Origin of the sequence: Mesorhizobium sp. 131-2-1, from assembly GCF_016756535.1 — a bacterium.
Lineage (GTDB): Bacteria > Pseudomonadota > Alphaproteobacteria > Rhizobiales > Rhizobiaceae > Mesorhizobium.
Genome location: NZ_AP023247.1, coordinates 1,496,497 through 1,515,724, shown reverse-complemented (window position 1 = coordinate 1,515,724; position 19,228 = coordinate 1,496,497). Strand labels below are relative to the sequence as shown.

Annotated in this window: 20 protein-coding genes and 1 riboswitch; of the genes, 10 read left to right on the top strand and 10 right to left on the bottom strand. The window is 65.0% G+C overall.

Annotated elements, in window-relative coordinates:
• Nucleotides 1–59 precede the first annotated feature (59 nt).
• A complete protein-coding gene (locus JG743_RS07440; RefSeq protein WP_202299152.1) occupies nucleotides 60–860 on the top strand; it encodes a lysophospholipid acyltransferase family protein in 801 nt (266 codons plus the stop codon).
• Nucleotides 861–882: 22 nt separating this feature from the next.
• Here JG743_RS07440 and JG743_RS07435 read toward each other — a convergent pair whose 3' ends face one another.
• From JG743_RS07435 to JG743_RS07425, 3 genes are all read right to left on the bottom strand, one after another.
• Nucleotides 883–1,503: a LysE family translocator gene (locus JG743_RS07435; protein ID WP_202299151.1), complete on the bottom strand. Its 621-nt coding sequence runs from the start codon at nucleotides 1,501–1,503 to the stop codon at nucleotides 883–885.
• A gap of 85 nt (nucleotides 1,504–1,588) precedes the next feature.
• On the bottom strand, nucleotides 1,589–2,536 hold the full coding sequence (locus tag JG743_RS07430; RefSeq protein WP_202299150.1) for an aldo/keto reductase: 948 nt from the start codon (nucleotides 2,534–2,536) through the stop codon (nucleotides 1,589–1,591).
• A 112-nt stretch (nucleotides 2,537–2,648) separates the two neighbouring features.
• Nucleotides 2,649–3,185: a gamma-glutamylcyclotransferase gene (locus tag JG743_RS07425; RefSeq protein WP_202299149.1), complete on the bottom strand. Its 537-nt coding sequence runs from the start codon at nucleotides 3,183–3,185 to the stop codon at nucleotides 2,649–2,651.
• A gap of 118 nt (nucleotides 3,186–3,303) precedes the next feature.
• Here JG743_RS07425 and JG743_RS07420 point away from each other — a divergent pair, with 118 nt between their 5' ends.
• Entirely contained in the window at nucleotides 3,304–4,302 is a 999-nt protein-coding gene (locus JG743_RS07420; RefSeq protein ID WP_202299148.1) for a DUF2125 domain-containing protein, read from the top strand.
• 71 nt (nucleotides 4,303–4,373) lie between these two features.
• Nucleotides 4,374–5,318 (top strand): sugar kinase, encoded by a 945-nt coding sequence (locus JG743_RS07415; protein ID WP_202302497.1) that lies wholly within the window; start codon nucleotides 4,374–4,376, stop codon nucleotides 5,316–5,318.
• 120 nt (nucleotides 5,319–5,438) lie between these two features.
• On the opposite strand, the gene JG743_RS07410 is transcribed toward JG743_RS07415, so the two are convergent.
• A complete protein-coding gene (locus tag JG743_RS07410) occupies nucleotides 5,439–6,374 on the bottom strand; it encodes a prephenate/arogenate dehydrogenase family protein (protein ID WP_202299147.1) in 936 nt (311 codons plus the stop codon).
• Nucleotides 6,375–6,379: 5 nt separating this feature from the next.
• Nucleotides 6,380–7,489, bottom strand: a complete 1,110-nt coding sequence (gene hisC / locus JG743_RS07405) for a histidinol-phosphate transaminase (RefSeq protein WP_202299146.1) — start codon at nucleotides 7,487–7,489, stop codon at nucleotides 6,380–6,382.
• A 139-nt stretch (nucleotides 7,490–7,628) separates the two neighbouring features.
• A riboswitch (SAM riboswitch) is annotated at nucleotides 7,629–7,706 on the top strand.
• Nucleotides 7,707–7,823: 117 nt separating this feature from the next.
• Between hisC and metX the strand changes: the two genes are divergently transcribed.
• The 5 genes from metX (at nucleotide 7,824) to JG743_RS07380 (ending at nucleotide 12,665) form a co-directional block, all read left to right on the top strand.
• Nucleotides 7,824–8,993, top strand: coding sequence for a homoserine O-acetyltransferase MetX (gene metX / locus JG743_RS07400; RefSeq protein WP_202299145.1), 1,170 nt, complete (start codon nucleotides 7,824–7,826; stop codon nucleotides 8,991–8,993).
• Nucleotides 8,994–9,051: 58 nt separating this feature from the next.
• Nucleotides 9,052–9,666 (top strand): methionine biosynthesis protein MetW, encoded by a 615-nt coding sequence (gene metW, locus JG743_RS07395; RefSeq protein ID WP_202302495.1) that lies wholly within the window; start codon nucleotides 9,052–9,054, stop codon nucleotides 9,664–9,666.
• Nucleotides 9,615–10,439: a Stf0 family sulfotransferase gene (locus JG743_RS07390; RefSeq protein ID WP_202299144.1), complete on the top strand. Its 825-nt coding sequence runs from the start codon at nucleotides 9,615–9,617 to the stop codon at nucleotides 10,437–10,439. Before metW ends, JG743_RS07390 begins: the two co-directional genes overlap by 52 nt.
• Nucleotides 10,440–10,599: 160 nt before the next feature.
• Nucleotides 10,600–11,553 (top strand): glycosyltransferase, encoded by a 954-nt coding sequence (locus tag JG743_RS07385; protein ID WP_244673081.1) that lies wholly within the window; start codon nucleotides 10,600–10,602, stop codon nucleotides 11,551–11,553.
• A gap of 176 nt (nucleotides 11,554–11,729) precedes the next feature.
• Entirely contained in the window at nucleotides 11,730–12,665 is a 936-nt protein-coding gene (locus JG743_RS07380; RefSeq protein ID WP_202302493.1) for a glycosyltransferase family 2 protein, read from the top strand.
• A gap of 99 nt (nucleotides 12,666–12,764) precedes the next feature.
• Here JG743_RS07380 and JG743_RS07375 read toward each other — a convergent pair whose 3' ends face one another.
• The 3 genes from JG743_RS07375 to JG743_RS07365 form a co-directional block, all read right to left on the bottom strand.
• Complete coding sequence (locus JG743_RS07375; RefSeq protein WP_202299142.1) at nucleotides 12,765–13,565, bottom strand: DUF1194 domain-containing protein; 801 nt, start codon at nucleotides 13,563–13,565, stop codon at nucleotides 12,765–12,767.
• A gap of 76 nt (nucleotides 13,566–13,641) precedes the next feature.
• Complete coding sequence (locus JG743_RS07370; RefSeq protein WP_202299141.1) at nucleotides 13,642–15,465, bottom strand: ABC transporter ATP-binding protein/permease; 1,824 nt, start codon at nucleotides 15,463–15,465, stop codon at nucleotides 13,642–13,644.
• Between the two features lie 110 nt (nucleotides 15,466–15,575).
• The gene (locus JG743_RS07365; protein WP_202299140.1) at nucleotides 15,576–16,352 is read right to left on the bottom strand and encodes a class I SAM-dependent methyltransferase; all 777 of its coding nucleotides are present in this window, start codon (nucleotides 16,350–16,352) and stop codon (nucleotides 15,576–15,578) included.
• Between the two features lie 98 nt (nucleotides 16,353–16,450).
• Between JG743_RS07365 and gloB the strand changes: the two genes are divergently transcribed.
• Together gloB and JG743_RS07355 are read left to right on the top strand one after the other, a co-directional pair.
• Nucleotides 16,451–17,218 carry a hydroxyacylglutathione hydrolase gene (gene gloB / locus JG743_RS07360; RefSeq protein ID WP_202299139.1) on the top strand — a complete coding sequence of 256 codons (768 nt, stop codon included), beginning with the start codon at nucleotides 16,451–16,453 and terminating at the stop codon, nucleotides 17,216–17,218.
• A 12-nt stretch (nucleotides 17,219–17,230) separates the two neighbouring features.
• Entirely contained in the window at nucleotides 17,231–17,659 is a 429-nt protein-coding gene (locus tag JG743_RS07355; RefSeq protein WP_202299138.1) for a cupin domain-containing protein, read from the top strand.
• Here JG743_RS07355 and JG743_RS07350 read toward each other — a convergent pair.
• Both JG743_RS07350 and yddG read right to left on the bottom strand, forming a co-directional pair.
• Nucleotides 17,656–18,327, bottom strand: coding sequence for a lysoplasmalogenase (locus tag JG743_RS07350; protein ID WP_202299137.1), 672 nt, complete (start codon nucleotides 18,325–18,327; stop codon nucleotides 17,656–17,658). The genes JG743_RS07355 and JG743_RS07350 overlap by 4 nt on opposite strands.
• The gene (yddG, locus tag JG743_RS07345) at nucleotides 18,324–19,211 is read right to left on the bottom strand and encodes an aromatic amino acid exporter YddG (RefSeq protein ID WP_202299136.1); all 888 of its coding nucleotides are present in this window, start codon (nucleotides 19,209–19,211) and stop codon (nucleotides 18,324–18,326) included. The genes JG743_RS07350 and yddG overlap by 4 nt, the downstream gene beginning before the upstream one ends.
• Nucleotides 19,212–19,228 lie beyond the last annotated feature (17 nt).

Here is a 19,228-nt window from a genome sequence, read left to right as displayed (position 1 = left end):
TTCCTTTTTGCCCGCGCTTGGTGTAACCAACGCACTCTTCCTCACCGGGCCCTTCCCGCATGCTCTATTTCCGCTCGCTGGCGTTCAACTTCGTCTTCTATCTCAGCCTGGTCGTCCAGATGATCTTCTGGACCCCGTACTATTTCCTGTCGCCGCGCCACCGGGCCTGGTTCGTGCCGAAATTCTGGTCGCACACCTGCATGTGGCTCTACGACAAGATCGCCGGCACGAAGAGCGAAATCACAGGCGTCGAGAACTTGCCCGAAGGGTCCTTCATCCTGGCGCCGAAGCATCAGTCCTTCTGGGATGCGATCGCCTTTTTTCCCTATCTCGATGACGCGCTCTACATCCTGAAACGGGAGCTGACCTGGATCCCCTTCTTCGGCTGGTACATCATGAAGATGCGGATGATCCCGGTTGACCGTGGCAGTCGCTCCAAGGCGCTGAAGGCGGTCGTCGCCGCCACCAGAGCGGAGATGGACCGCAATCCGCGCCAGCTCATCATCTACCCCGAAGGCACGCGCCGCGCTCCGGGCGACGAGCCGGCCTACAAATATGGCATCGTTGAGATCTATTCGCAGCTTGGCGTCCCGGTGGTACCGGTCGCGCATGTCGCCGGCCTCTACTGGCCGCGCCGCAAGTTCCTGCGCTATCCCGGCACCATCAAGGCCCGCTTCCTGCCGCCGATCCCGCCGGGACTGGCCAAGGACGAGTTCATGCGGCGGCTGATCGGCGAGACCGAGGCTGCCTGCGACCAGCTCCTGGTCGAGGCCTCGCGCGCGCCGAACCCGCCGCCGATGCCGCCGACGGCAGCGAGGCGGCTGGCCGAGCTTGCCGCAGCCGAAAAGGCGAAGGCCTGAGCCGCCGCTCCTGCCGGCCGCCCTACGGCCACGCCGCCAGTGCCGTCGTCAGCACCAGCGTCGCCGCGAAAACCAGGTTGATGATCCGCGAGGCCAGCGGCCGCCGCAGGAAGCGGGCGAAGGCTGCCCCGGCAAGCAGCCACAGCGCATGGATGGCGACGATCATCAGGCCCAGCACCATGAGCCTGGTCGGAATGCCGAGATCGGCGGCCCCCGACGACCCGCCGGCAAACACGGCGGCGATCGCCACATAGGCTTTCGGGTTGGCGACGGCGAGCACGAAGCCGCCAAGCAAGGTGGGACGCGCTGCCTCGCTTCCTCGTTCGGCTAGCGGCGGCGCCATCGCTATCCTGACGGCGAGGTAGAGGATGTAGGCCGCCGAGGCGATCGTCAGCACCGGCGCCAGCCCGGGCAGCGAGGCAAGCATGCCGACAATGCCGGCGGCCACCACCAGAAGCACGGCGATCGTTCCAAGCACGATGCCTGAGGTGTAGCCAAGCGAAGGACGCAGGCCGAAGGCGGCTCCGACGGCGGTGACACTGATAGTCGCCGGTCCCGGACTGCCCATGACGACGGTCGCCGCGATGATCAGCGCCAGCAATTGCTGCCATGGCTGCGCCTGCGAAAGAGCCTCTCCAGCCATGCAGACCCCGCCTCCTGCCGATTTCGGCGGGACTTACAACAAGGCGCCGGAGGGGTCTTGGACGATCGTGCGCAGGCCAGCCGCGCTAGGCGCTGGCCTTGTCCAGCGCGGCGATGTCGTCCGTGGCGAGCTCGATCGATGCCGCACGAACGAGACTGTCGACCTGCTCGACCTTTGTCGCACTGGCGATCGGCGCGGTGATGCCCGAGCGAGCCATCACCCAGGCAAGCGCGACCTCAGCCTGTTTGGCCGAATGGCGCTCGGCCACGGCGTCAAGCGCGGAGAGGATGCGCATGCCGCGTGGATTGAGATATTCCTTGACCCCGCCGCCGCGCTCGCTTTTGCCGAGGTCGGCCTCGCTGCGGTATTTGCCACTGAGAAATCCCTTGGCGAGACCGTAATAGCTGATGACACCGATGTCCTCGGCCAGGCAGAGGTCGCGCAGCGGACCATCGAACGATGAACGGTCGTAGAGATTGTAGGCGGGCTGCAGCACCTCATAGCGCGGCAGGCTGCGCAGGCTCGCGACATCGAGCGCCGCGCGCAATTGGCCGGCATCGAGGTTGGAGCAGCCGACATGGCGGACCTTGCCCTTGGCGAGCAGGCCCTGATAGGCGCCGAGCGTCTCCTCGTAAGGTGTCGCCGGGTCGGGCCAATGCGACAGATAGAGGTCGATCACATCCGTCTGCAGCCGCTTCAGCGACGCGTCGACCGCCTTTTCGATATAGGCGGCCGAGAGGTCCCGCCTGCCCTGGCCCATATCCGAGCCGACCTTGGTGATGACGACGATCCTGTCGCGGTTGCCGCGGCTCTTCATCCAGTTGCCGATGATGGTTTCGGATTCACCGCCCTTGTTGCCGGGAGCCCAGCGCGAATAGACGTCGGCTGTGTCGACGGCGTTGAGACCGGCATCGGCAAAGCGGTCGAGCAGGTCGAAGGAGGTCTTCTCGTCAGCGGTCCAGCCAAAGACATTGCCGCCCAGGACCAGCGGCGCGATGTAGAGGTCGGTGAGACCGAGACGGCGTTTCTGCAAGATTGATCTCCGTTATGCTTGGGATGAGGTCGGGCTTGGGGGCAGCAGCTAAGCTAGGTCTTGCCTTGCCGAGGTCAAAGGCCTGGCCAGCTTTTTCGGGCAGACCAGCGCTTCACAAAGGCGCGACCCGCCGCGCCACCTGTTCCAGCCAGTGATCGCGGATGCCGAGCGCCTTGAGGTGCTCCAGCGTGCTCAGCAGATAGTCCTCGTTCCTGCCGGACTGGCCGGTTCCGCCGCGAACGATGCCGGCCGCATGCGCCGCGTCGAGCGCGCCGGCATATTGCTCATGCGCGCGGTCGACGATGTAGGCGACCGCCTTGACCGTCTTGCGCGCTTCCGTCCCGTTCCCGTCGAGCCGTATATCCAGTGTGCGTTCGAGATAAACGCTGGTCACCAGCTCGCGCTCGCGCAGATAGGCGAGAACCTCGTCCCGCAAGTCGCCGGGCACGCGGAACGCCAGCCCGATGCAGGAGCCGCCACGGTCGAGGCCGAGCACAAGGCCCGGCCGCTGGCGCGTTCCGCGATGCACGAAGGAATAGACACAAAGCGACCGTCGAAAGCCGAAAAGGCGCGCGCGGCGCGTCTCGACATGCGCGAATCCAGGACGCCAGATCAGCGACCCATAGCCAAAAACCCAAAAATCGCCCATATCGCCAAGCCTGATCGCGCGAGTCCCGACCGCACGCCGGAATCAGTGTTTTCCGTCTTCCTGCTTGTTGCGTAACAACCGTCCGCCCGCAATATCAGGGGCCAATGAGAGCTGCAGCATGACGTCAACTGACCAGCGCCCGCCGAACTTTCGCCGCCGGCTGTTCTGGCTCGCCGCTTTCATTGCCGTGCTGTTCGCCATCTACAGCGCCGGCTGGTTCTATCTGGCCGATCGCGTCAGGACCGAGGCCGACAGGGCGGTGGCCGCGCTCAATGTCAAGGGCATCCAGGCAGGCTGCGCCAACCTGATCGTCAGCGGCTATCCGCTTAGCTTCGCCATCTCCTGCGACACGCTCGCCTATGAGGACGACACCAGGAACGTCGCCGCCTCGACCGGCAACTTCAACGCGGTGGCCGAGATCACGCGGCCCCTGTCGCCCTTCGCCGACCTGCGCGGACCGCTCAGGACCTCCATGCCCGGAATGACGCCGTTGTGGATCGACTGGGACAAGCTGCGGGCGGATGCGAAGCTTTCCTGGCCGCTGCCCCGGCGTGTCGCGCTGAAGGCCGAGGGCCTGTCCGGCCAGACCGATCCAGCCGACAACTCCGATCCTGTCGAGCTGTTCTATGCCGGAAAGGCCGCCGGGCAATTGCAGCCGAATGGCCAGGACATCGGCTATGTCGGCAGTTTCAACGACCTCGAGATCGACGCCGACGCTATCGGCGGGCGCGTGCTGCCGCCGCTCGACGGCAGCGGCGAGGCGACGCTGAAGAACGGTGTCGTACTGATCAGGACGCAGCCGAAGAGCCTGCGCGGCCAGTCGGTCGACATCGCCAAGCTCGATCTCTCGTCGGGCGAAGCACGCATAACGGTGTCCGGGCCGCTGTCGGTCGATGCCGACGGCCTCATCGATGCCGACCTGACGATCAAGCTCAAGGACCCCAAGGCGGTGGCGGCGATCCTCGGCAGCGCCATTCCCGAACGCAAGAGCGAGATCGAGCAGGGCTTTGCCGGCCTGGCGCTGCTCGGCAACGAGCCGTCGATGCCGCTCAAGATCGTCAAGGGCAAGGCCTCGCTCGGCTTCATTCCGCTCGGCAAGATCAAGCCGGTCGATTAGAGCATGGTCCCAAAAAGTGGAACCGGTTTTTGGATAAGGCCATGCTCACCCCAAAAAATGCCCGTCAGCAGATGGATAGGCCGGTCAAGCTCCTGAGTGTTGGCGCGTTCACCCTCGACACGATCCTTCGCCTCGACACGCTGCCCATGCATCAGGGCAAGTTCATTGCTTCCGATGGCGTCCAGATCGCCTCGGGCATGGCGACCAGCGCCGCCTGTGCCGCTCGCCGCCTCGGCGCGGAAGTCTCGCTCTGGGCAAGTGCGGGCGATGATGCCGTCGGCGGCCGGATGGTTGCCGAGATCGAGGCCGAGGGCGTCGATTGTAGCCTGGTTCGCCGCGTGGCCGGCGCGCGCTCGGCGCTGGCCGCGATCCTCGTCGACGCCCATGGCGAGCGTATCATCGTCCCCTTCTATGACCCAAAGGCGCAGGCCGACCCCGAGGCGCTGCCCGCCGCCGACCTCTCGGCCTTCGACGCCGTACTGGCCGACGTGCGCTGGCCGGGTGCCGCTGCGCTCGCCCTGAACGCGGCGCGCGCCAATGGCCGGCCTGCGATCCTCGATGCCGACACCGCACCCTTGGAGGTGCTGGAGCAGTTGTTGCCGCTGGCCACCCACATCGTCGCCTCGGAGCCGGCGGCGCGCATCGTCTGCGGCCAGGCGCTGGATCCGGAAAGCGCCTGCGCCGATCTTGCCAGCCGCACCGATGCCTTTGTCGCGGTCACCGGCGGCGCGGCGGGAAGCTGGTGGCACGACCGTTCCAGCGGCTCGGTGCGCCATGTCGCGGCGCCGAGGATCAAGGCGGTGGATACGTTGGCGGCCGGCGATGTGTTTCACGGCGCCTTTGCCGTCGGCCTCGCCGAAGCGATGCCGCCCGAGCAAGCCTTGCGCTTTGCAAGTGCTGCCGCCGCGCTCAAATGCCAGCGCTTCGGCGGCCGGCTCGGCGCCCCGGACCGGGCAGAGACGCTGGCCATGATGGCCGCCCACTGGCCGCCATTCCAGCGAGGCCAAGGGAGCTGAGATTCAGGTCAGGCCGAGTCGAAAATGGTGGGTTCCGAGAACCGGAGCGGAGCGTACTCAAAGTACGTGAGCACCGGAAGCGCAGGAAGCCGCCATTTGCAGGCCGGCCTCACCTGAATATCAACTCCCTTTAGGGTGTTCGACGACCTGACGGCCGAAATCCGGCACATCGATGTCCTGGCCGGCTTCGATGATCGAGCGGCGGACGGCGCGCGTGCGCGTGAACAGGTCGAACAGTTTGTCGCCGTCGCCCCAGCGGATCGCCCGCTGCAGCGAAGCGAGATCCTCCGAAAACCGCGCCAGCATTTCCAGGATAGCGTCCTTGTTGTGCAGGCAGACGTCGCGCCACATGGTCGGGTCGGACGCGGCAAGACGGGTGAAGTCGCGGAAACCGGAGGCGGAGTATTTGATGACTTCGGTCTTGGTCACCGATTCCAAATCGTCCGCGGTGCCGACGATGTTGTAGGCGATGATGTGCGGCAGGTGCGAGACGATGGCCAGCGTCATGTCGTGATGCTGCGGATCCATCGTGTCGATGTTGGAGCCGCAGCGCCGCCAGAACTCCGAAAGCCTTTCCAAAGCCGCGGGATCGGTGCCGGGCACCGGCGTGAAGATGCACCAGCGGTTGTCGAAGAGATCGGCGAAGCCGGCGTCCGGCCCGGACTTCTCAGTGCCGGCCAGCGGATGGCCGGGAATGAAGTGAACGCCATCAGGAACATAAGGCTGCATCTGCGCGATGACCGAAGCCTTGGTCGAGCCGACATCGGTAAGGATGGCGCCCTTCTTCAGCGCCGGCGCGATTTCTTCCGCCACTTCGCCGGAGGAGCCGACCGGCACCGAGACGATAACCAGATCGGCATCGCGTACCGCTTCCCTGGCGTCGGTTGTGTAGGAATCGCCGAGGCCGAGCTCCTCGGCCCGCGCCAGCGTGGCGGGGCTGCGCGTGGCGATAGCGACATGGCGGGCCAGGCCCTCGCGGCGGATGACGCGGGCCAGCGACGAGCCGATCAGGCCGATGCCGACCAGCGCGATCTTTTCGAACATCACAGACGTCATGGCGCTCAACTTTTCAGGAAGATCGTGAGGGCGGCGATCGCGCCGCGATTGGCTTCTTCGGTGCCGACGCTCATGCGCAGCGCGTTGGGGAAGCCGTAGCCGGAAACGCGCCGCAATATGTAGCCGCGTGCGGTGAGATAGTCGTCCGCCGCCGCCGCCGAATGCTTGCCGTCTTCGGGGAAGTGGATCAGCACGAAATTGCCGACGCTCGGCGTCACCCTGAGCCCGAGCTTTGTCAGCTCCTCGTTCAGCCAGGCGAGCCAGGTCTCGTTGTGCGTCACGCTACGCTCGACATGGGCGCGGTCGCGGATCGCGGCAATGCCGGCCTCGATCGCCGTCGCATTGACGTTGAAGGGGCCGCGCACGCGGTTGATCGCGTCGACGATATGCATCGGGCCGTACATCCAGCCGATGCGCGCGCCGCCGAGGCCGAGCTTGGAGAAGGTGCGGGTCATGACGACGTTCTCGGCGCTGCCCGCCAGCTCGATGCCGGCCTCGTAGTCGTTGCGGCGCACATATTCGGCGTAGGCCCCATCCAGCACCAGGAGCACGTCCTTCGGCAGGCCGGCATGCAGGCGGCGGACCTCCTGGAACGGCACATAGGTGCCGGTCGGATTGTTGGGATTGGCGAGGAAGACGATCCGGGTCCGTGGCGTCACCGCGGCCAGCATCGCGTCGATGTCGGCGCGCTCATCGGTCTCCTTGACCGTGACCGGCGTGGCGCCCGCCGACTGGATGTAGATCTTGTAGACCATGAAGGCGTGCTCGGTGATGATGGCTTCATTGCCGGGCGCAAGATAGGTCTGTGCCAACAGGCCGAGAATCTCGTCGGAGCCGTTGGAGCAGATGATGTTTGCCGCGTTGAGGCCGTGCACCTCGGCGATCGCCTCGCGCAGCCGCCTGGCGGTGCCGTCGGGATAGACATCGAGCCTTGCGGCAACCTCTCGCGCGGCCTCGATCGCCTTCGGCGAGGGGCCGAGCGGGTTCTCGTTCGACGACAGTTTATGGACCTTGGCGACTCCGGCAGGCGCCGTGCTCTTGCCGGGCACATAGGCTTCGATGTCCATGATGCCCGCGCGGGGCGTCGGACGTGCCTTGTCAGGTGTCTGGTTCATATCCAAAAAATCCGTCGAGAATGCCTCCGTCCGGAGGCCGCAGCGGAAATACAAGCCGTGGCCGCGAATGTCGAGAGGCGGCAAGGAGCGCGAAAAGCCTCACCGTTGACGCCAGGCCGCGCTGGCCCTAGAAGAGCAGCGACAGTTCCGTGGTGATTTGGCCGGTCGGCTTGCAGCCACGTTAAACAATTCGCTAAAGGGCCGTTTGCATCCTGTAACCGGCTTTGCGAAGGCATTGCCGGTTTTTTGTTGTCCGTGGCCGGCCGGACATTCGCCTGGTCCGAAGACCGGAATCGGTTTCCGGAAACCACGGCGCGTAATGTATGAGGATGTGATGGCCGTTCTGCGCGCCGCAAAAACCAGCAACGAGGCCGACAATCCGTCGAGCCCGGTGTTGCGCTTGGGCGCCGACACGCCGCTCAAGCTCGATGCCGGCGCGCTGCTGTCGCCGTTCCAGATCGCCTACCAGACCTATGGCACGCTGAACGACGCCCGCTCCAACGCCATCCTGGTCTGCCACGCGCTGACCGGCGACCAGCATGTCGCCAGCACCAATCCGGTGACCGGCAAGCCGGGCTGGTGGCAGGTGCTGATCGGTCCCGGCAAGATCATCGACACCAACCGCTTCTTCGTCATCTGCTCCAACGTCCTCGGCGGCTGCCTCGGCTCGACCGGCCCGGCCTCGACCAACCCGGCGACCGGCAAGCCCTACGGCCTCGACCTGCCGGTGATCACCATCCGCGACATGGTGCGGGCGCAGCTGATGCTGGTCGATCATTTCGGCATCGAGAAGCTATTTTGCGTGCTTGGCGGCTCGATGGGCGGCATGCAAGTGCTGGAATGGGCGGCGAGCTATCCCGAGCGCGTCTTCTCGGCGCTGCCGATCGCCACCGGGGCGCGTCATACCTCGCAGAACATTGCCTTCCACGAAGTCGGCCGGCAAGCCGTCATGGCCGATCCGGAATGGCACGGCGGCAAGTATTTCGACTACGGCAAGCGTCCGGAGAAAGGGCTGGCCGTGGCGCGCATGGCCGCCCATATCACCTACCTTTCGGAGGCGGCACTGCATCGCAAGTTCGGCCGCAACCTGCAGGATCGCGAGGCGCTGACCTTCGGTTTCGACGCCGACTTCCAGATCGAAAGCTATCTGCGCCATCAAGGCATGACCTTCGTCGACCGCTTCGACGCCAACACCTATCTCTATTTGACCCGGGCGATGGACTATTTCGACCTCGTCGCCGACCATGGCGGGCGCCTGGCCGATGCCTTTGCCGGCACGAAAACACGCTTCTGCCTGGTGTCCTTCACGTCCGACTGGCTGTTCCCGACCGAGGAAAGCCGTTCGATCGTGCATGCGCTGAACGCCGCCGGCGCCTCCGTCTCCTTCGTCGAGATCGAGACCGATCGCGGCCATGACGCCTTCCTGCTCGACGAGCCGGAACTGTTCGCCGCCATCAACGGCTTCATCGGCTCGGCCGCTCGGGCAAGGGGGCTCAGCGCATGACCCCGGAAAGTTGCAGACTTTCCGGATCAGGATCATGCGCCAAAAGGGAGGCGAGCGCATGAGCGTCAACCGCGCCCAGCGCGTCGACCTCGAAGTCGTCGCCGATCTGATCCCGCCACAGTCGCGGGTGCTCGATGTCGGTTCCGGCGACGGACTGTTGCTGGAACTTTTGCAGGAGACCAAGCAGGTCGACGGCCGCGGGCTGGAACTGTCGCAGCGCGGCGTCAACGAATGCGTGGCGCGCGGCCTCTCGGTGATCCAGGGCGACGCCGACAAGGATCTCGAATTCTATCCCGACAAGGGCTTCGATTTCGTTGTCCTGTCGCAGACCCTTCAGGCGACCCGCAATCCCAAGCTGGTGCTCGACGAGTTGCTCCGAATCGGCAACCGCGCCATCGTCTCTTTCCCCAATTTCGGCCACTGGCGGGTGCGCCTGTCGCTGTTCGTCAAGGGGCGGATGCCGGTGACCAAGGATCTGCCCTACTCCTGGTACGACACGCCCAACATCCATTTCTGCACCATCCGCGACTTCGTCAATCTGTGCGAGGAGCTTGGCGCCACGGTGGAAAAGGCAACCGCCCTCGACGGCAACGGACAGAAGATCGGCCTCTCGATGCCGTGGTGGTTCTGGAATTTCTTCGGCCAGCAGGCGGTGTTTTTGCTGAAGCGATGATTGCGATGCGTCTCTTTCGTCGGCGTGCGGCGACGGTTGAAATCCCGCCCGACATTCTGTCGGGGATAAAGGCCGGAATTCTTGTCTGCACCTCACCGCGCAGCGGCAGCAATCATCTCGCGGGGTTGATGGCCTCCGCCGAACTGGGGCGTCCTCTTGAGTGGTTTGGCGGTCGCCGTTTGCTGGAGCTGCCAGACTATCCTCGCGCCCCCCGCGCGCAGCTCCTGCGTGCGTTGACGGACGGGCGATCCTCCTCAGGAGTCTACGCGATCAAGCTTTTCGCAAGCCAATTTGCTCAAGTTGCCAAGAAATTGAACCTGCCCGCGAGCCTTCCGAATCCGCGGTACGTCCGCTTGACGCGCAGTGATCGGCTGGGCCAGGCGATTTCTTGGACACGCGCCCGTCAAACTCGCAGATTCCGCTCCACGGAAGTCAATCACACACCGCCGCGCTATGACGGTGGCGCGATCGTCGATTCGCTTGAAAGAATTCTGATGGAAAATCTGGCTTGGGATGGCTGGTTTGCAAAAAACGGACTGCCCTACCTTTCGCTGACTTACGAGCAAATTCAGCAAGATCCGCGAGCAAGCCTCGAACAAATTGCACGCTTGGCGGATGTCGAGCCCATCTGGGGAACCAACCTCGAGTCAGGTCTCGAAATCCAGCGCGACACAATCAATGAGGAGTGGAGGGAGCGTTTTCTGTCCGAGTACGCCGATGCTTCGAACTTCTGGCACCGCACGCACCACATCCGTGGTTTCCTGAAGAACTAGAAATAAGAAAACGCACTTGAACGAGGCGCTGAACTCGCAAATCTGGGTGGCGTCTCGGTCGTTTGACAGCAGGCCACCAGGGTTATAGCGACATACATTCCGATGAACCGGTAGTGCCCCGATGGCTGATGTATGCCCCACCTATTCAATCGTCGTGGAAATGGACAATGCCAAGTCGATCGACTGGGCGGAGATCGGCGTTGGGTTGAACGCCCTGGCGCGCGAAATCGCCGCGGTTTCCGCGACCGGCTTTGCAAGGCCGAAACTGATCATCTCGCATGGCGGGCAAGACGAGGACGCGGACACGCTTCGGCGCAACTTCCATGCCGAAGCGCCGCAATTGGAAGAAGTGGCGGAGATAGGCTTCGTGGCTTGTCCTGGCGGTCGTTACTATGACCTCAAGAACAACGGTATCCAGGCAACCGACGGCGAGTTGGTCGTATTCCTCGACTCCGACACCGTTCCGGAACCGGACTGGCTTGCAACCCTGCTCGGCCCGTTTCAGGACCCCGGGATCGTCTGCGTCAACGGCTATACGTATCTTCTGTGCGATGACTTCTTTTCGAGAACCTTCGCCCTGATGTGGTTCTTCCCGATGGCCCAGGGCGACAAGAGATTCGCCTCCAAACGGGCGCTCAATGCCAACAACACCGCCTTCCGTCGCGACTGGATTTCCAGCCATCCCTTCCCGGAAAACAATGGCTTCAAGGTCTCCTGCACCTTGCTGACGCACGAGCTGCGCCGCGAAGGCCACGAGCTGCGCAACGTCAACGCCCGCGTCTACCACTATTCCCCGCGCGGCTGGCGGTTCTTTTTCTGGCGCGCATTGGTGACCGGCAGGGATGCCGATCGGAAATTCGTCGCGCTCCGGTCGCCCAGCCGCGGTGAGCGCATCGCCAAGTCGTTCAGCCGCTGGTTCACCACATCGTGGCGCACAACACGACGCATCATTAGCCATGCGCGCCCGGCAGGTATGCCGCTTTGGCAAATCCCGTTCGCCCTGATCGTCGCACAGACGTTCTATACCTTGGCTTTCTGGGGCCAGTTCACTTTTGCCGCGGGCATCGTTGACGACAAGGTCGAGCTCGTGCCGGATTATGTCGGCCACAGCTAATGTGTTGCAGTTGGGGCGCGGTGTCGCGGAATTTGCCGGTTGCACGGCCTGAGCGCCCGTCGTCGAGATGACACCGAGGCTTCTTTTTTGTAGCGTCTGGCCGAACGCAATCCTGGGCGGGCATGGAAGGCGGCCTCAAATCCATCCGAATATCCCAGAACCCGGGGCCTAGTTGCATGCCGAAAGCTCCAGAGCCGGCGCCCCTCATCACAGTGATCACGCCGACCCACAACCGGCGCAGCCAGCTCGTGCGCGCCGTGGAAAGCGTGCTGGCCCAGAGCCTGACCCGTTTCGAGCACATTGTCGTCGATGACGGCTCCACCGACGGCACGGCAGCGGCACTTGCCGAAATCCGCGATGCCCGGCTGATCTATGTCGGCGCGAAATGGCGCGGCGCCAACGCCGCCCGCAATGCCGGCATCGAGCGCGCGCGGGCGCCCATTGTCACATTTCTCGATTCGGATGACGTCTATCTGCCGGACCGGCTGGAGCGGACGCTGGCGCGTTTCGATGAGAATCCGTCGCTGGAAGTCCTCATCAGCTCCTTCGTGTCCGTGAAGGGCAACCGGGCCACCAAATGCGTCAACCGCGAGGCCTTCCTGACCCGCAGCACGTTGGAACGGGCCCTGGTCTCGCAGACCATCTTCATCGCCGGTTCCGCCATAACCGCCCGCCACGAATCGCTGTTGGCGATCGGCGGCTACGACAGCGACATAGCGCGCATGCAGGATCGCGAATTGCTGCTGCGCTTTGCCCGCCGCAGCGGCGCGCTGCTGTCCGAGGAGATCGACTGGAAAAAGTACAATTCGGAGAATTCGATTTCCGGTCGGCGCGACGGCTATGTCGAAGCCTATGCAAACCTGATCGACAAGCACCCTTATATCGCCGACCGCTATCCCGAAATTCCGCCCTATATGATCGCCCGCCAGATCATCGCCGATGCAATGAAGGGCAGGGTTTCGCAGGCATTCGCCGGCTATCTGGCCAACCGCTCGTCCAAGGCGCTCGGTTACTCGCTGCCGCAGTTGCTGCGCGGCTATGTCAGCGGCCGCCGCCGGCGACGCGACCTCTATGACGAATTCCGCGAAAAATACGGCGCGCGCCCTGCCTGATCCAAAAGCGTGGAACGGTTTTCCGTCCCGGAATTGCGCGAAAACAGCGGGAGGCAGCGGTTCGGCGTTTCCGTGAAACGTGAGCCGCGCTCGTCGAGGTCAGCGATCGAGTTCCGGGAAATAGGGATCGGAATAGAACCGCCGGTCGCGCTCGCCCTGCAGGCAGTCGATGGGCGCTTCCGCGTCGATCCGGACAGCCGGCGTGCCGGCGATGCCGCTCACCTCGAGGATCAGCTTGCGCCGGATGGCGGTCGAGAATTCGGAAGCCGCATAGATCGGCAGCACGAAGGAACCGGGCCCCCCGGTGACGCATTCGGCATAGTAGCGGTCGAGATGGCTGAAGGTTGGCGATGGGCTGATCAGGATCGGCAGGCCGTTGACGACGATGCCCTTGGCCAGCGCCGCGTCGCGCTCCGTGGTCACCGGCGGACCGGTGTTGTTGGGGCCGTCGCCGGAAATGTCGATGACGCGCCGCTCTCCCTTGAAGGCGGTCTGCCCGAAGAGCCCGGTGCCGAAGGCGAGCGCGCCGGAGATCGAGGTGCCGCGAAAGCTGCGGAAGGGCCGCGCCGCGATCCTGTCGGCGAAGGCATTGGCGCTGTCGCTGCCGTCGATGATCTGCCAGGCAAGCACCGCGTCGTCGCGAATGGTGCCCGCCCACTCGAAATAAGCGATCGCGATGCGGCCGTTGCTGCCCGCGCGCACCGCCTTGATGAAATCCGGATGCCTGATCGCCTCGACATAACCGGCGCGCTGCAGCGCGAATTCGCGCTCGTCCATCGACGTCGAGATGTCGACCGCAAGCACCAGTTCGACATCCACAGTGGCTGGCGCGGCTGGCATCGGCAGGGGCGTCGCCTGAGCGCAGCCGAGACAGGCAAGCAGGCTGAGCATGTCGAACATGGCCGCGTGCGTCCGGTTTGACGCGCATCATCTTCCGCGCCGATCACGGCGAAATAAAGCTGGACCGCTCTATCGCTCACTTCTTCCTGCGTGGGGCGTGCGGCGGCGGCTCGATCGCACCGGCCCTGACCCGTGCCGGCTTCAGCGCCAATCCGCCGGTATCCTTCACGATCGTCAGCGAGCGCGGAAAGAACTGGTTGTTGTGCTGGCCACGGCCAATGTTGAGGATGGCAGCATCCGGCAGGCGCTTTTCCAGCGTCGACAGCACACGCCGCAGCGTCGCGCCGTCGAACGTGTCCATCGCCTCGTCGATGATCACCCATTTCGGCCGCCTCAGCGCGAGCCTGGCGACGGCAAGCAGGCGTTGCTCGTCGTCGGCCAGCTCGTGCTCCCAGCGCACCGAACGGTCGAGCGAGGACGCAAGCCGTTCGAGACCGACTTCCGTCAGCACCGCCGCGATCTCGGCATCGTCGACCGTGATGCCGTCAGCGTGGTTGAGCACCTCGCGCAGCGTGCCGAGCGGGAAATAGGGGGTGCGCGGAACGAAGATCGGCGCCGCTCCGGCCGGCATGCCGATGCGGCCGCTGCCCCATGGCCACAGCCCGGCTATGGCGCGGAAGAACAGCGTCTTGCCGGCGCGCGGGTCGCCGGTGATCATCACGCGCTCGCCGGGGCGTATCTCGACATGCGGTTCGGCAAGCTTCGTGCAGCCGTCCGGCGAGGCGACTTCCAGCTTCTCGAAGGTTAGCGTCCCGTCGGGGTTTTCAGTAAGTTCGATGCGCTTTTCCGTGTCGTGGAAAACATCGGTTTCGCCGAGCGCGATGCGGAAATCGGCGACGCGCATCAGCGTCGCCCGCCAGTCGGCGATGCCGCCGATATTGTTGATGAACCAGCGCAGCGAGGAATGGACCTGGTTGAAGGCGCCGACCGCCATCATCAGCCCGCCAAAGCTGATGTCGCCGGCGAAATAGACCGGCGCGGCAACCAGGATCGGCGCCACCACGGTGATCCAGCCATAGGTGTCGGTGACCCAGGAGAGATTGATCTGGGCGCTGTAGATGCGCCGCATGGCGCCGAGCACCGTGCCGAGGTCGAGCTCGAGCTGCCGTCTGGCGTCGGCCTCGCCATGCGCGAGCGCGATGGCATCGATGTTCTCGTTGACGCGGACCATCGTCGACCTGAGTTCGGCCTCGCGCGTGTAGCGGTCGCTGTTGAAGCGGATCAGCGGCCGTCCGACCAGCCAGCTCAGCCATGAGGCGATGCCGGCATAGAGGATCGCCGCCCACACCATGTAGCCGGGGATCGCCAGCGAATAACCGCCGATGTGGAAGACGAAGCCGGAAGAGAGCTGCCACAGCACACCGATGAACGACGCCAACAGGATGAAGGCCTGCAGCAGGCCGACGCCGAGATCGGTGGACAGATCGGAGAGATGGCCGGCGTCCTGCTGCATGCGCTGATCCGGATTGACGCCGATGGCACCGGCATGCGCCAGCCGGAAGGCGCGCGCCGGCCGCATCCATTCATCGATCAGGTCGAGCGTCAGCGCCTGGCGCAGCCTCAGCCGGATGGTCTGGTTGAGCCAGGTCTGGCCGACATTGAGCACCAAGAGAGCGCCGGCGATGGCCGCGAAGACCATAAGCTGATGCAGGAAGCCCGCCAGGTCGCGCCGCGCCAGCGCATCGTAGAAAGGCTGGTTCCAGCGGTTGAGCAGCACCTGGCCGATCGCGGTCGCGACGATGACGGCGACGATGCCGACACAGGCCCAGGCGAACTGTCTGCGCACCGGCGAGGATTTCAGCGCCTGTCGGATCGTCGCCAGTTGGTCGCCGAGGCTGCTGGTCTCGACCGACACGGCGGCAGGCGCCGGGCCGGCCTTGTCATCCGCTTGATCCGCCATGTCGATATCCCTGTTTTCGGAAAAGGTGCTGAACCCGGGCGCGGCCGGGCATGTCCTTCAGGCCGCGGCCCCGCCCCCGACAGATAGGATAGGGCAAGGCGTTGCCGCGATCACGAACGCGTCACCCGGGCTTGCGCCCTGTCCGCGGCCAGCCGTCCGAGCCGGGTGGCGCCTTGCGGCGTCAGCACCGGCACGAAGACTCGTCGCGAGGCGCGCTGCACGACCGGCACGCCCTGGTAGAGCCGCTTCTGTGCCTCGACCACGATGACGCCGGAAAAGATCGGCCAGAAGCGTCGGCCGGCGCGCTCCAGCACATTGTGGAACCGCATCATGAAACGCCGCGGCGACGGCGGGAAGAACAGCGCGTCGGACCACGCCGCCGGCGTGAAGTTCGCCTCGCGCAGCAATTCGGTGAGCTGGCCGCGCGAGAACGGCCGGCCATTGCCGAACGGCGTGTGCTCGAAACGCGCCCAGACGCCGCGCCGGTTGGGCACGACGATGACGACACGGCCGGCGGGCGACAGCACCCGCCAGATCTCGTTCAGCGTCTCGCGCGGGTTCTCGACATGTTCGAGCGAGTGCACGAGCAGCACGCGGTCGATGCAGGAATCGACCAGCGGCAATTCCTCGTCGAAGACCAGCGCGGTTGCCGTCGGCCCCGTCGTCGGCCAGACCACGGCGCCTTGCGTCGCCGGCATGAAGGCAAAGACGCGCTCGGCGTCGGCTCCGAACCGCTCCAGCCACGGCAAGGTGTAGCCGAGCCCGACCAGCCGCTCGTTGGGCACGGCCGCCCAGATCGACGACAGCGCCATGGTGATCGAGCGTTCGGCCAGGCGGCCGAGCGTGGTCGAATAGAAGGAACGGAGATCGACGATATCGGAATGCATGGCCGGGACGGTAGCTTCGAAGCATTGCAAGTTCAACAAAGGCGGATGACATCGGCACCCAAGCGCCCTATGTCTGCCGCGACAAAAGGAGAGATGCGATGCCGGTCGAAATCGAACAGTTCATGTGCCGCAGCGATAATTTCGGCGTGCTGGTGCGTGATCCCAAAAGCGGCCAAACCGCGATCATCGACGCGCCCGAGGAGGCGCCGATCCTGGCCGCGATTGAGCGCACCGGCTGGAAGCCGACGCTGATCCTGACCACCCACCACCATGTCGACCATGTCGAAGCCAACCTGGCGCTGAAGGAGCGCTTCAAGCTGCGCATCATCGGTCCGGAGGCGGAAAAGGAGAAGATCCCCGGCATCGACGAGACGGTCGGTGAAGGCTCGGTCGTCCACCTCGGCGAGGAAAGGATCGATGTCATCGCCACGCCCGGCCACACGGCCGGTCACGTCTCCTACCATCTGCCGGCCTCGAAAGTCGCCTTCACCGCCGACACGCTGTTTGCGCTGGGCTGCGGCCGGCTGTTCGAGTGCAAGCCGCCGGTGATGTACGATTCGCTGAAGAAGCTGGCGGCGCTGCCGGCCGAGACGGTTGTCTATTGCGGTCATGAATACACGCTTTCCAACGCCCGCTTCGCGCTCACCGTCGACCCGACCAATTCGGCCCTGAAGGAGCGCGCCGCCAGGATCGAGGCGCTGCGCGCCGACAACAAGCCGACGCTGCCGACCACGATCGGCGAGGAGCTGTCGACCAACCCGTTCCTGCGCTGGCACGACCCGGCGATCCGCAAGCATCTCGGCATGGAAAAGGCGACCGACGCCGAAGTGTTCGCCGAGATCCGCAAGCGCAAGGACAATTTCTGAGCCCTGCGGCCGATGACCAGTTCGGCAGAAATCATCGCAACGCTCGGCCTGAAGCCGCACCCGGAGGGCGGCTGGTATGCCGAGACCTTTCGCGATGCCGCGGGAGGCGCGCGCGGCCATTCGACCGCCATCTACTTCCTCCTGGAAGAGGATCAGCTGTCGGCCTGGCACCGGGTCAGGGACGCGGCCGAGGTCTGGCACTTCTATGCCGGCGCGCCGCTGGCGCTGTCGATGCATGAGGAAGGCGGTGGCGTGATCGAGCAGGTGCTGGGCGTCGCGCTTGCCGCCGGCGAGCGGCCGCAGATCGTGGTGCCAGCCGGCTGGTGGCAGTCGGCGCGCAGCCTTGGCGAATGGACGCTGGTCGGTTGCACCGTGGCGCCGGGCTTCGACTTCGCCACCTTCGAGCTGGCCGAGCCCGGCTGGCGGCCGAAAACCGCTTAGCTCAGCAGAAAGCCCAGCGTGATGCAGAGCTGGGCAGCGTAGTAGAGCGCCCAGACCGCGTAACGCATCCAGACGCGATGCGGGGAAATGGCGGCGAGCAGGAATTTTTCCGCGGCAAGCAACCCGTCCGACGCCATGAACAGGATGGCCCCGGCGATCACCAGCGTGCTGCTGGTGGTGAGCGCCGAAATCCCCATGGCGAGGATCGCCGCGACATAGATGGCGACCGGCAGGCGCAAGGCGGGGCCAACGCGGCGCCAGAGTGCCGCCAGCATGACGATGGCGAATGCCACCAGGGCGAGCGCGATCGCGCCGCGCCAGGATTCGGTGCCGAGCAGCCCTGACCCGCCGCCGCTTTGCAGGAACAGCGGAACGTAGAGGATATGCGCCAGCAGAAAACTGGCCAGCCCGCCGAGAAAGGCCTTCTCGCCGTCGCGCGACAGGAAGGCATCGCCGACGGCGCTGAGCGCAAGCGCGGCGACCAGCAGAAGCGGACCGCCCTGCATGAGGGCCAGCACTGCCAGCATGGCGACGGCAAGTGTCTTTGCCGCCGAGCGGGCGAGGCTCGGCGGCATGTTGAGCGTGAAGGCGTAGATCACCGCAGCCACCAGCGAAAACACCAGCGTCGCATTGGCGTTGGCGTCGATGCCGCCGGGAAACGGCATCATGCGCTGGCCCCGCCGGTGGCCGGCTTGCGCAGGAACAACGATTTCGCCGCCAGTGCTGCGCCTCCGGTGATGAGCACGCAGGCGGCGAGGATGCGCAGCGACGGCTCGGCAACGCCGGCTGCTATCAGCACCAGCGTCGACAGCAGCGGCGCGGCATAGCTCGCCGCGCCCAGCACCTGGATATTGCCGCGCTTGACGCCGATGTCCCAGGCATAGAACGCCGCTCCCACCGGCATCAGGCCGAGGCCGAACACGGCCAGCCACTGGCCGGCGCCGACGGGCAGCACCGTCTGTTCAAGCAGGAAATGGCAGGCCAGCGAAAGCGCGGACGTCGCGGCGCAGAACCAGGTGACGATCGAGGTCGGCACGGACGGGAAGCGCCGCGACAACAGCGAATAGGACGACCACAAAAGCGCGCAGACACCGGCCATCGCATAGCCGAAGGCATAGCGCGCGTCGAAGGTCAGCCCACCGCCCTTGGTGACGATGAGGAAAGTGCCGGCGAGACCGAGCAGGGCGCCGACGACATGGTTCCAGACCAGCCGCTCGCCCGGCATCAGCGCCGAGCCGAGCACGATCAGCAGTGGCCACAGATAGGCGATCAGGCTCGCCTCCACCGCCGGCGCGTTGCGTAGCGCGGTGAAGTAGAAGAAATGGTAGCCGAACAGGCCGGCAATGCCGATCACCCAGACTTGCGGCGGGATCTTTTCGCGCCGGTCGGCGGCTGGCATCACCAGTCGCGCGGCGAGCCCGACGCACGTGCCGATGGCGAAGGTGATGGCCGACAGGAGGAACGGCGGCACCTGACCGGACGCGTCGGTCAAAAGCGCCAGCAGCGCCCACATGGCGACCGCCGAAAAGCCGATCAGTGTTGCGCGCCCCATTCCCGTCTCCGGCGGCG